Annotated in this window: 11 protein-coding genes; 4 read left to right on the plus strand and 7 right to left on the minus strand. The window is 71.4% G+C overall.

The annotated features are described in order from the left end of the window. Nucleotides 1-93: 93 nt before the first annotated feature. Both ABZU32_RS15720 and ABZU32_RS15725 read right to left on the minus strand, forming a co-directional pair. On the minus strand, nucleotides 94-765 hold the full coding sequence (locus ABZU32_RS15720) for a response regulator transcription factor (protein WP_354848219.1): 672 nt from the start codon (nucleotides 763-765) through the stop codon (nucleotides 94-96). Continuing rightward, a complete protein-coding gene (locus ABZU32_RS15725) occupies nucleotides 762-2,027 on the minus strand; it encodes a sensor histidine kinase (RefSeq protein ID WP_354922449.1) in 1,266 nt (421 codons plus the stop codon). Before ABZU32_RS15725 ends, ABZU32_RS15720 begins: the two co-directional genes overlap by 4 nt. Nucleotides 2,028-2,422: 395 nt before the next feature. On the opposite strand from ABZU32_RS15725, the gene ABZU32_RS15730 reads away from it, so the two are divergent. Then, entirely contained in the window at nucleotides 2,423-3,262 is an 840-nt protein-coding gene (locus ABZU32_RS15730) for an MIP/aquaporin family protein (protein WP_354922452.1), read from the plus strand. Between the two features lie 113 nt (nucleotides 3,263-3,375). Continuing rightward, nucleotides 3,376-4,893 carry a glycerol kinase GlpK gene (glpK, locus tag ABZU32_RS15735; protein WP_354922455.1) on the plus strand — a complete coding sequence of 506 codons (1,518 nt, stop codon included), beginning with the start codon at nucleotides 3,376-3,378 and terminating at the stop codon, nucleotides 4,891-4,893. Between the two features lie 202 nt (nucleotides 4,894-5,095). On the opposite strand, the gene ABZU32_RS15740 is transcribed toward glpK, so the two are convergent. Continuing rightward, nucleotides 5,096-5,296, minus strand: coding sequence for a DUF397 domain-containing protein (locus ABZU32_RS15740; protein WP_354922603.1), 201 nt, complete (start codon nucleotides 5,294-5,296; stop codon nucleotides 5,096-5,098). Continuing rightward, nucleotides 5,296-6,111 carry a helix-turn-helix transcriptional regulator gene (locus tag ABZU32_RS15745; RefSeq protein ID WP_354922458.1) on the minus strand — a complete coding sequence of 272 codons (816 nt, stop codon included), beginning with the start codon at nucleotides 6,109-6,111 and terminating at the stop codon, nucleotides 5,296-5,298. Before ABZU32_RS15745 ends, ABZU32_RS15740 begins: the two co-directional genes overlap by 1 nt. Before the next feature lie 547 nt (nucleotides 6,112-6,658). Here ABZU32_RS15745 and ABZU32_RS15750 point away from each other — a divergent pair. Beyond that, entirely contained in the window at nucleotides 6,659-7,474 is an 816-nt protein-coding gene (locus tag ABZU32_RS15750) for a hypothetical protein (protein ID WP_354922461.1), read from the plus strand. Nucleotides 7,475-7,583: 109 nt separating this feature from the next. On the opposite strand, the gene ABZU32_RS15755 is transcribed toward ABZU32_RS15750, so the two are convergent. Together ABZU32_RS15755 and ABZU32_RS15760 are read right to left on the minus strand one after the other, a co-directional pair. Beyond that, nucleotides 7,584-8,522 (minus strand): serine hydrolase, encoded by a 939-nt coding sequence (locus ABZU32_RS15755; protein WP_354922463.1) that lies wholly within the window; start codon nucleotides 8,520-8,522, stop codon nucleotides 7,584-7,586. Beyond that, on the minus strand, nucleotides 8,519-9,460 hold the full coding sequence (locus ABZU32_RS15760; RefSeq protein ID WP_354922466.1) for a LysR substrate-binding domain-containing protein: 942 nt from the start codon (nucleotides 9,458-9,460) through the stop codon (nucleotides 8,519-8,521). Before ABZU32_RS15760 ends, ABZU32_RS15755 begins: the two co-directional genes overlap by 4 nt. A 103-nt stretch (nucleotides 9,461-9,563) precedes the next feature. Between ABZU32_RS15760 and ABZU32_RS15765 the strand changes: the two genes are divergently transcribed. Further along, on the plus strand, nucleotides 9,564-11,108 hold the full coding sequence (locus tag ABZU32_RS15765) for a penicillin-binding transpeptidase domain-containing protein (protein WP_354922469.1): 1,545 nt from the start codon (nucleotides 9,564-9,566) through the stop codon (nucleotides 11,106-11,108). A gap of 338 nt (nucleotides 11,109-11,446) precedes the next feature. Here ABZU32_RS15765 and ABZU32_RS15770 read toward each other — a convergent pair whose 3' ends face one another. Next, a complete protein-coding gene (locus tag ABZU32_RS15770) occupies nucleotides 11,447-12,016 on the minus strand; it encodes a hemerythrin domain-containing protein (RefSeq protein WP_354848253.1) in 570 nt (189 codons plus the stop codon). Nucleotides 12,017-12,029 lie beyond the last annotated feature (13 nt).

Below are 12,029 nucleotides of genomic sequence, written 5' to 3' on the forward strand. Positions count from 1 at the left end.
ACCGTACTTCAAGGCTCATCGCCGCCTGGGCGAAGGGTGTCCGTCGCTGGGAGGGTCTTGTCCTACCGCGAACGTCGTAGGGGACCGGGAGGGCTACCGCGCGCGGGGGCGCACGAGGCCCGTCTCGTAGGCGATCACGACCAGCTGGGCACGGTCGTGCGCGCCCAGTTTGATCATCGCCCGGTTGGCGTGCGTCTTGGCGGTCATGCGGCTGATGCCCAGGTGGTCGGCGATCTCGTCGTTGGTCAGCCCGGCGGCGACCAGCGTCATCACCTCGCGCTCGCGGTCGGTGAGCACGTCCAGGTGCTCGGGGGTGTGGTCGGGCCGGGCTCCGGGCGCCGACAGGAAGCGGGCGATGAGCCCCTTGGTGGCGCCGGGGGACAGCAGGGCGTCGCCGCGCGCCACGACGCGGATGGCGTCCTGGAGCTCGCCGGCCTCGACGCTCTTGCCGAGGAACCCGCTGGCCCCCGCGCGCAGCGCGGCGAAGACGTACTCGTCGATCTCGAAGGTGGTCAGCACCAGCACCCGCACCCCCGCGAGATCGGCGTCGGAGGTGATCGCCTGGGTGGCGGCCAGGCCGTCCATCCCGGGCATCCTGATGTCCATCAGCACCACGTCGGCCCTGGTGTCCCGGGCGAGGCGCACCGCCTCGTGGCCGGTGTCGGCCTCGCCGACCACCTCCAGGTCGGGAGCGGAGTCGACCAGGACGCGAAAGCCGGCCCGCACGAGGGCCTGGTCGTCGGCGAGCAGCACGCGGACGGTCATACGGCGCTCGCCGCGGGAGCGGGCAGGACCGCGTGGACGCGGAACCCGCGGCCGGGGGAGGGGCCGACGCTGAACGTCCCGCCCACCGACAGGGCCCGCTCGCGCATGCCCATCAGCCCGTGCCCGGTGCCGGTCGGCGCGAGGCCGTCCAGGGAGCCCGGGGAGCCGTCCGGAGGGCCGTCCGCGGCGGGGGTGACGCCCGGGACCGCCGCGCAGCCCCGGCCGTCGTCGCTGACCTCGACGGTCAGCTCGCGCCGCCCGTAGGCGATGCGCACCCGCGTCGTGGCCGGGCCGGCGTGCTTGCTCACGTTGGTCAGCGCCTCCTGCACGACGCGGAACGCCGTCAGCTCCACCGGGGAGGGCAGCGGCCGGGGAGTGCCCTCCAGATGGCAGTCCACGTCCATGCCCGCCGCGGTGAAGGAGGTGATCAGCTCGGGCAGGCGGTCCAGCCCGGGCGCGGGCTCGGTGGGCAGCTCCTCGGCGCTGCCCGGCCGGCGCAGCAACCCGACCGTGGTGCGCAGCTCGTCCAGGGCCGCCCGCCCGGCCTGGCGGATGTGGCCGAGGGCCTCGCGCGCCTGCCGCGGCTCGGCGTCCATGACGTGCGCGGCCACCTGCGCCTGGACGTTGATGAGCGCGATGTGGTGGGCCAGCACGTCGTGCAGTTCGCGGGCGATGCGCAGCCGCTCCTCCATGACCCGGCGCTCGGCCTCCTCCTCGCGGGTCTGCTCGGCGCGGCGGGCGCGCTCCACCACGGCGGCGATGTACGCGCGGCGGCTGCGCACGGCGTCGCCGACGGCGATGGCCATGCCGATCCACGCGATCTGCCCGGCCACCTGCGGGGTGAGCCAGGCGTCGCCGGACAGGACGATGCGGGTGCCGCCGAGGACGAGCGCGGCGACCACGCCCCACGTCCACGAGACGCGGCGGGGGGTGTGGACGGCGAGGGTGACCAGGGCCACGGCCGAGACCAGGTCGAACGGGGGGCGGGGACCGCCCGTGATCAGCAGTGTCACCGAGCCCGCCACGGCCAGGGCGGCGACCAGGCGAGGGGAGACGCGGCGGAACACCAGCGCCAGGCACATCGCCGCCGCCAGGGCCACCGCGGCCGGGGCCGGGCCGGGGATCGGCGGCAGGTCCACACGGGGCCGGTGGCCGGACGGCGGCCCGAGGACGGTCCCCGCGAAGGTCAGGCACGCGATGAGGGTGTCCACCAGGTACGGGTGGGAGGAGCCGGCCTCGCGTAGCCGGGTCACGCTAATCACGCCCACCACCGTACGGCCGCGGCGCCGCTTCCTCCTCGTCCAGGGGGACCGTCCTTCGCTACGGCGATCGTGGTACGCCCCCCACCAGGCGATCTTGACTTCGTCGTTGCCGCGGGGTGGAAATTTTCCGTCAGCCGCTCATAATCGAAAACGTGATCGGTGCGGATACCGGGACGACGGCGGACGAACCCGGGGAAGTCACGAACTACGCGAAAAATTTTCTTGACCCGTTCGTGAACATGGCTTTCTCGTCCTTCGGTGCAGTGTTGCTGCAGGTTGAACAGACGGGCGGGCGCCCAGCTCCTCCGCTTGACGGCCGATGGTAACGGCCCGCCGTCGCCTCCGCGGCGGTCAGGCACAACGGCGAGTCGTACGGCGACACGTGAGGAGACGACATGGCCGGACCGAAACGATCCCCCAGCCTGCTCGGTGAGCTGGCCGCGGAATTCGCGGGCACTCTGATCCTGATTCTCATCGGAACGGCCGTCGTGGCCCAGGTCGTCGCCGGCGGCCTCGGCGACCACGACAGCATCGCCTGGGCGTGGGGCCTCGGCGTGACGCTCGGCGTCTACACCGCGGGCCGCATCAGCGGCGCCCACCTCAACCCGGCCGTCACGATCGCCCTGGCGGTGTTCAAGGGCTTCGCATGGCGCAAGGTGCTGCCGTACTCGCTCGCACAGACCGCGGGCGCGTTCGTCGCGGCGCTCCTGGTGCGGTGGAACTACACCGAGGTCCTCGCCCAGGCCGACCCCGGCCACACGATCAAGACGCAGGGGGTCTTCTCCACCCTGCCGGGCAACGGCACGCTGCCGGTGCACGAGTGGGGGGCCTTCCGCGACCAGGTGATCGGCACGGCCATCCTGCTGTTCCTGGTCCTGGCCGTCACCGACCTGGCCAACAGCGCTCCGGCCGCCAACCTCGCCCCGTTCGTGGTGGGGCTCATCGTGGTGGCGATCGGCATGGCCTGGGGCACCAACGCCGGCTACGCGATCAACCCGGCCCGCGACTTCGGGCCGCGACTGGCCTCCTACCTGACCGGGTACGGGTCGGCCTGGCGAGATCAGTACGGCAACCTCTATTTCTGGGTGCCGATCGTGGCCCCGGTCATCGGCGGCGTGCTGGGCGCCGGGCTGTACCAGGCGCTGGTCGCACGCTTCCTGCCCGAGCCGGGCGAGCCGGAGCCGGGTACCGTGCCCATCGAGAGGGAAGCGTCTGATGGGACCCTCAGGGCCTAGCGGCAGACGGCAGGACGGCGGACGGCAGGACGGCAGGACGCCGTGCAGGGCGTGGACGGCGTGAAAGGCGTGAGGCCCGCCAGTGGCCGGGCCAATGAAGGAGGCAATCATCCATGGCTGACTTCGTCGGAGCAGTCGACCAGGGCACGACGAGCACCCGCTTCATGATCTTCGATCACGGCGGCAACGAGATCGCCCGCCACCAGCTCGAACACGAGCAGATCCTGCCCCAGGCCGGCTGGGTCGAGCACAACCCGGTGGAGATCTGGGAGCGCACCCGCGCGGTCGCCGAGACCACGCTGGGCAAGGCGAACCTCTCGGCGGCCGACCTGGTGGCGCTCGGCATCACCAACCAGCGCGAGACGACCGTCGTGTGGAACCGCAGGACCGGCCGGCCCTACTACAACGCCATCGTCTGGCAGGACACCCGCACCGACCGCATCGCGAGCGCACTGGAACGCGAGGGCAAGGGCGAGGTCATCCGCGCCAAGGCCGGCCTGCCCCCGGCGACCTACTTCTCCGGCGGCAAGATCCAGTGGATCCTCGAGAACGTCGACGGCGTGCGCGCGGACGCCGAGGCGGGCGAGGCCGTCTTCGGCAACACCGACACCTGGCTGCTGTGGAACCTCACCGGCGGCACCGACGGCGGCGTGCACGTCACCGACCCCACCAACGCCAGCCGCACCATGCTCATGAACCTCGAGACCCTCGACTGGGACGACGAACTGCTGTCGTTCTTCGGCATCCCCCGCGCGATGCTCCCCGAGATCCGCCCCTCCTCCAACCCCGAGCTTTACGGCGTCACCCGCGCCACCGGCCCGCTGCACGGGGAGGTCCCGCTCTCGGGGGACCTCGGCGACCAGCAGGCGGCCACCGTGGGCCAGGTCTGCTTCGGCGTCGGCGAGGCCAAGAACACCTACGGCACCGGCAACTTCCTGCTGCTCAACACCGGCAACGAGCTGGTCCGTTCACAGCACGGCCTGCTGACGACCGTCTGCTACCAGTTCGGCCAGGAGAAGCCGGTCTACGCGCTGGAGGGCTCGATCGCCGTCACCGGGTCGGCCGTCCAGTGGCTGCGCGACCAGCTCGGCATCATCTCCGGCGCGGCGCAGAGCGAGCAGCTCGCCCGGCAGGTGCAGGACAACGGCGGGGTGTACTTCGTGCCCGCCTTCTCCGGGCTGTTCGCCCCGTACTGGCGCTCCGACGCGCGCGGCGCCATCGTCGGGCTGTCCCGCTACAACACCAACGCCCACATCGCCCGCGCGACGCTGGAGGCGATCTGCTACCAGAGCCGCGACGTGGTCGAGGCGATGGAGAACGACTCGGGCGTGCGCCTGGACGTGCTGCGCGTGGACGGCGGCGTGACCGCCAACGAGCTGTGCATGCAGATCCAGGCCGACATCCTCGGCGTCCCGGTGTCCAAGCCGGTCGTCGCCGAGACCACGGCCCTGGGCGCCGCGTACGCCGCCGGGCTGGCGCTGGGGTTCTGGGGCTCCACCGAGGAGCTCAAGCGCAACTGGAACGAGGACCGCCGCTGGCAGCCCACCTGGACCGAGGACCAGCGCGAGAAGGGCTACGCCGGCTGGAAGAAGGCCGTACAACGCACCCTCGACTGGGTCGACGTCGACTGACCACGCCCCCACACCAACGCCTCCCGGCCCACCGCCGGGAGGCGTTCTGATATGCCCAGCAAAAGCCCGTGAAAAGGCCCTCGCTCCGCTCGGACTGTGCTTCCCGGGGCTCCGCCCCGACCCCCGGCAGGGGCTCCGCCCCCGCACCCCCGAAAACTGGTGCTCGAGGTCTGAACGGTCGGTCCGAAGGTGAAGTGCGACGTCAGATGACGTGATCGCCTGTCTTGACGGCGCCGATGAAGGCTCGCCACTCTCCGTGGGAGACGAGAATCATGGGCCCCGACCGGCTCTTGCTGTCACGTACCGCGACCACTCCCACCGGATCGGCGGCCACTTCCACACACTGCCCGCCATTGCCGGAGGACTTCGAGGACTTTCGCCAGGCGGTGGCGCTCAGGTCCATCATTGTTCCGCCTCTTCGATCATTTTGAGAGATATGTGCTCAGGGTAAGCCCAGAGCCGTATCGTCTCATAGCGCCTTCGGATGGATGTCACATATTCCGGGTCGCTGGTGATATGTCCCTGAACAGGGGAGTCCGCGTGAACGGCGTCCGGCTGCCCGTGCGGCAGTTCGGCGATCATGAATGGTCCCGCCATACCCGGGAGGCACCCCGGATCGACCACCTGGACGGAGACCATGGGCGATGTCCTCATCTCCAGTAGGCGCTCCAATTGTTCGCGCATCACTCCAGGTCCCCCCACCTGGCGATGGAGCACTCCTGCGTCGATGAGGACGAGGATCAGGGGCGGGTTTTGTCCGTCGAGGATTCTCTGCCGCTGCATTCGTGCTTCGACGCGCTGGTCGACCTCTTCGGGCGTGATCTGGGGTTCCAGCTCGAATATGTGCCGGGCGTAGGCCCGGGTCTGTAGGAGACCGGGAATCAGGAGTGGGTCCCAGGAGCGCAGCACCTGGGCGTTCGGCTCGATCTCCTCTACCCAGTTCCTGAACCAGACGGGTCCTCCCGGGGTGACGATGTGTTCACGTAGGCGGGTGAAGTGCCTGCTCTCGCCGGTGCCGAAGAGGAGGTCGAGTCGTTCGGCATCCGACCTCGATGGGGTGCGAGTGGCGGCCTCCAGGCGGCTGATCTGCGTCTGGGTGCACCCGAGACGGGTGGCCACGGCAGTCTGGGACAGCTCTGCGGCCTCGCGTAGCCGGCGCATCTCGGCGCCGAACCGTACGCGAGGAGACTCCGGCCGAGGAAAAGACTCGACAGTCATCGTATTCTTCCCCAATGCTGAAATGCAATTCGATCTCGACGGCGATTCCGGACCGTGGTTTCGATAGACCGCGACGTGTCATGAGCGGTCATGTTTGGGTTTCTGTTCCGATTCTGTATTCATCGGCCATGGTGGGAATTCAAGCACACTCCTTTGGTGCTGGTCCGCGTCATGTGTGAAGAGAGCCGGTGTGACGAAAGATCTCCAGATGGCGCGCGGCCACGATCTTGTTAATAGGGCCGCCGGCAGAACTGATGATCCTCATCGGAAGTGGACGGCTGGTCCGTAGGGAAGCATCCACCCGCCGCAGGCGGAACTCGCCGTTCCCGGAGCGGGTCTGGCCATCGTCGATCGGACGTATAACGGTGAGCCGATTAGTAAACAGATGGGGACAGACTGTGGCAACATGCGGCTAGGCCTGTACTTCTAGATGCGTCGCCGCCGAGCGTGGAGCGTTCCCGTGGCAGATCGCCGCCCCAAACCGCGTGTGCATCCTCCTTCGCGCCCCCAAAGCTGGCAGGGATGGGTCGTCAAGCAGTGGAGATGGTTGGCGGCGCTGCTCGCGGCCGCACTGGCCGGCACGGTCACGACGATCGTCAGTGACACGGCGACGTCCGGGATCACGCGCATCACTGCGCCCAGGGAGCCGTTCACCTGGGTCAAACGCATCAACCCTGACAAGCTGTACGGTAACTGCTCCCGGCAATACATGGTCGTCAGCGATCGGGCCCCGCGTGATATGCCGCCATTCGACGAGGGGTCGTGGGACGACTGGCGCCGCGAGACGCGAGGGGTCGACCACGGGCTGACCCATGTCGAGCTCACACTGCAGGGCCGGTCGGCCGAGGCGACCGTTCTTCAGGGCATGCGCGTGCGGGTGGTCAAGCGTGCCGGCCCGGCCGCCGGCTCCGTGTACGCGGGGGTCTCCGAGGTGACCTGTAACACCTCCGATCAGGCCCAGCGCAATCTGTACGCCGACCTCGACACCGGTGACCGGATCACTCCTATGCCCGCGTACGACGGCCGTTCGCCCAGCGCGAAGCCCGCGAACGGTACGTCGGAGCCCGGCGATCACCAGGCGGCGCGGGAGAACGAAAGGGGGGAGATCCTCTCCTTCCCCTATCGCATCACCGACAGTGATCCCGAGGTCATCGACGTCGGGGTGGAGACCGGTGACTGCGACTGCTCGTGGGTGCTCGAGCTCGACTGGGCGGGCGGCGGGGAGTCGGGAACGGTCACCATTGACGACGGTGGCAGACCGTTCAGAACCACCGCCTCGGCCACGAAGGGCGTCGGGTATCTCGTCTACGACTGGGACACGCACGAGTGGAAGGGGAAGTCCGCGTCGTCGGAAGGCGGGTGACACGGGCGGTCCAGGTTCGACCCGACGACGGGTCCCATGAGGCGTTACGTGTTCCGGCCAAGGCGGCGCCGAGTCGTTGACCGGCAGCCCGTCGCGTTCGAGGAAGCGGTCAGAGGGTGCGGAGGTGGTCGACGGCGGCGCGGGCGGCTAGGCCGATTGCGGCGTCGGCTCGGGGTTGGTGCTGGGCCGTGCCGATGGAGCGGGTGAAGACCGCGACGGCGTAACGGCCGCCGTCGGGGTACTCCACGACGCCGACCTCGTTGCGGAGGGTCGGCAGTGACCCGGTCTTCCCGCTGACCACCACGTCGTCGTAGGGGAACCCGGAGGCCAGGCGGTGCGGCCACACCTGCAGGCCGAGCAGGCGGCGGATCGCGGCGCACGCCTCGGGGCCCGCCGCCTCGTCCCGCCAGACCATGCCGAGCAGCCGGGTCATCTCGCGCGGCGTGCTGCGGTTGGTGGTGGCGGGGTCGAGCACGCGCAGGCGGGCCAGGTCGCGCGGGTGCGGTGGTCCCTCCAGCGGTCCGAGGTCGGCCTCCAGCGCGGCGAGCATGCCGCGGCAGTCGTGCTCGACGAACGTCCCAGGCAGTCCGAACCGGGCGAGCATGGCGTTCACCGCCTCCAGCCCGACGTGCCGGGCCACGACGTCGGCGGCGGCGTTGTCGCTCACCGCGATCATCAGGTACGCCAGGTCGCGCAGCGAGAGGGTGGCCCCGTCGAGCATGGCGGCCAGCCCCGTGCCGCCCGCCGTGCGCTCGCCGGGCTCGACGCGGCACGGCAGCGCCGGGTCGAGAAGTCCCGCCTCGGCCTGCCGGTAGAACTCGACCAGCAGGGGGAGCTTGAACACCGACGCGAGCACGACCGGGTCGTCGGCCCCCACGCCGACCTGCGCCCCGGTGTCCAGGTCGGTCGCGTGCAGGCTGCCGGTGACCGCGGCGGCGCGGAAGACGGACGCGAGGTCGGGAGGCCGCGTACGGGCGGCCCGACCGTCCGGGCGGGAAGGCCCGGCGGCGGTGTCGTGCGCGGCGGGGGCCCGGTCCTCGGGGGTCATGCGAGCAGGCCGGACGCCGGGCGCGGCCTGACCGCGCGGGGCGGCGCGGTTCCCTCGTGGACCATCCCGGCATTGTCCCGCAGGACGCGCAGGGCCACCGCGCCGAACTCCTCCATCGCCTGCGACGTGCGCTGCCAGGCGACCGACACCCGCCAGGCCAGCGGGGCGCCGAGCAGCGGCCGCCAGGCGACGCCGGCCTGCTCGGCGCGGGGGCCGAAAGCCACGGCCGTGCCGGACATGACCAGCCCCAGCGTGAACTGCGGGTGCCGCCCGATGTGCACCTCGCCGGGCACGTACCCGTGGCGGCGGCACTCCGACAGCGTCTCCTCGTGCAGTCCCGGCTCGCTCTCGCGGGGGAACAGCACCAGGTGGCGCGGCGCCAGGTCGGCCAGGTGGACCGAGGAGAACGCGGCCAGCGGGTCGTCCTCGGCGAGCAGCACGCCCGGGTGCTGGACCAGCACGGGCCCGAACCGCAGCCCCGGGGCGCTCACCGGGTGGCGGACCACACCGCCGTCCAGGGCGCCGTCGGTCAGCGCCCCCACCTGGTCGGCCGTGCCCATCTCGATCAGGCCGAGCCGCACCTCGGGGTGGGCCTCGCGGAAGCCGGCGAGCAGGGCCGCGATGGCGGACCCGCCCAGGTCGGGCGGCACGCCGACGCGCAGCGTGGCGCCGCCGCCGGTCGCGCGGGCCAGCAGCGCGGGGATGGCGTCCACCCGCTCGACGATGTCGCGGGCCTCGGCGAGCAGCAGCCGGCCCGCCTCGGTGAGCCGGACCTGGCGGCTGGAGCGGTCGAACAGGCGCACGCCCAGTTCGTCCTCCAGGCGTTTGATGCGCTGGCTGAGCGGCGGCTGCGCCATGCCGAGCCGCACCGCCGCGTTGCCGAAGTGCAGCTCGTCGGCGACGACGGTGAAGTAGCGCAGGTGCCGTACCAGGTCCATCACCAGCGACTATATCCAGATCCGTATGAAAATGACGTGCATAGCAATATTGGACATAGCGGTCAGTCGTCTGCTGTCCTCCTCCTGAGTCGAAGGGGGAACGATGAGACGAGTGACAGTGGTGACCGCCATGGCGCTGGTGCCGCTGGCCGTGGCGGGCGGGGTGGTGTGGGCACTGCGCACCGAGGGGTCGGCCCAGGACACCGCCGCCCGCTACCTGGCCGCCTGGTCCAAGAGCGACTACGCCGCGATGCGCGCCATGGTGGCCGCACCGCCGGGCGACTTCGAGCAGTGGTACCGCCGCTTCCACGACGACCTACGGCTCACCTCCGCCCGCTTCACGCCCGGCGCGGTCAAGGAGGGCGGGACGGCGACGACGGTGGACTTCCGCGCCGACCTGCGCGGCCCGGTCGACTTCGGGTACACCGCCACCCTGCGGCTGGTCGAGCGGGACCGCGCGTGGAAGGTGTCCTTCTCGCCCTCCTCACTGCACCGCGACCTCACGGCCGGCGCGCGTTTCCGGGTCACCCAGGTGCCGGCGGAGCCCGCGCCGATCCTCGCCGCCGACGGCGCCCGCATCGACACGCCCACCGCCCCGGGCTCGGTGCTCCAGATTGTCGACGGGCTCAAGGCCGAATACGGCTCCCGGCTGAAGGGCAGGCCGTCGGCCCGCGTGGAGATCGTCAAGGACGGCCGGGCCGTCGAGACGGTGGCGGCCGGGCGGGCCGCGCCCGGCACGCCGCTGCGCACCACCATCGACCTGCGGGTTCACCGGGCGGGGGCGGCGGCGCTGGAGGGGGTGCGCAAACCCGCCTCGCTGGTGGCGCTGCGTCCCTCGACGGGCGAGGTGCTGGCCGCGGTCAACCGGCCGGGCGGCTTCAACCGCGCGTTGCTCGGCGCCTATCCGCCGGGGTCGACGTTCAAGGTGGTGACCGCTTCCGCGCTGGTCGCCGGTGGCATGGCCCCCGGCGACACCGTCGAGTGCCCGCCCGAGCGGACCATCGGCGGGTTCGCCTTCCACAACGCCGAGTTCCACGACTTCGGGCGGCTGTCGCTGGAGGACGCCTTCGCCCACTCGTGCAACACCACCTTCGGCAGCCTGGCGGTGGACCGGCTCGGCGGCGCGCGGCTGGCCGAGGTGGCGCGCGGCTTCGGATTCGGCGCGCCGATCACGCCCGGGGTGCCGGCCGTGCGCGCGGCCTTCCCCGCTCCGCGCGACGACACCGACCTGGCCTCGGCGGCGATCGGCCAGGGCCGCGTGCTGGCCAGCCCGCTGAACATGGCCGCCGTGGCCGCCGCCATCGCCGACGGGACCTGGCGCCAGCCCCGGCTCGTGCCGCCGTCTCTGGTGCCCGCGGGCGGGTCGGCGCCGCGCGTTCTGGAGCCCGCGGTCGTCCGCGCCCTGCGCGACCTGATGCCCGCCGTGGTGAGCGAGGGCACCGCGAGCGGCGTGGACTTCCCCGGCGGGACGGCAGGCAAGACCGGCACGGCCGAGTACGGGTCGGGCCGCATGCCGCCGACCCACTCGTGGTTCATCGGCTACCGGGACGACCTGGCGTTCGCGGTCATCGTCGAGGGCGGGGGCACCGGCGCGGCGGTCGCGGCGCCGGTCGCCGCCCGCTTCCTGTCCCGGCTCGCGACCGGCTGAGGCGCCGGCTGAGGCGCCGGTCGAGACGCTGGTTGAGACGACGCCCCGCGCGGGACGACCCACTCGCGGCAACCGGTCGCCTCACGCGGGGCGGCGGTCTTCGGCCCCGGGCCGCGTCTCCACCGGGCGGCGGCGGTCTCCTCCGAAAGGCGACGGTCTCCTCCGGGAGGCGGCCGTCTTCACCGGAAGGCGACGGTCCACCGGGAGGCCGCCGTCTTCACCATGGGGCGGCGGTCTTCGCGACGTGTTCGCCGTCTCGCCGTGGATCGCGGTGGTGCGCGGGGCCCCGCCCCGGGGCGTCGGTGCGGGCGGCGTCCCGGGGCCGGGCGCGGGGCGGCTCAGTGCCGCGCGCGGGCGGCGACCATGTCGCGGATGCGGTCGGCGGCGCCCACGAACAACCCCGCGGCCTTGAGCAGCCCCGGGTTCGGCGGCGTGTGCGGGTGCGGCCGGGTCGGGGCGATCCTCTTCGCCTTCTCCATCTTGGTGCCGAGCTCCATGGCGCGGTCGGGGCTGATCACCAGGCGCAGCTCCGGCCAGACCTGCTCCTCCTCGTAGGCGATGTGCTCGCGCGCCTCGGCGATGAACTCCGTCAGCATGTCCTCGTACCTGGACTCGCCGGGCTCGTAGTCGATGAGGTCGTTGAGGGTGTACTTGGCCCGCTGTTCCTGCTTGATCGCGTGCTCGGCCAGCTCGTCGCCGTGCGGGACCAGGTGCCGCACGACGGGCCAGAAGTACTCCTCCTCGACCGCCTCGTGCTTGGACTCCTCGATGATGAGCCGGCGCACCTGCTGCTTGCGCTGCCGCATCCGCTCGTCCCCGTCGCCTGTGACGGGCATGTCCTCCAGCTCGACCAGCATCCGCTTGACGTCCTGGTGATCCCGTTCCAGAAACTCGAACACGTTCGCCATGGCTCTGCCTCCC

The organism is Sphaerisporangium sp. NPDC005288 (genome assembly GCF_040607475.1).
Taxonomy (GTDB): Bacteria; Actinomycetota; Actinomycetes; order Streptosporangiales; family Streptosporangiaceae; genus Sphaerisporangium; species Sphaerisporangium rhizosphaerae.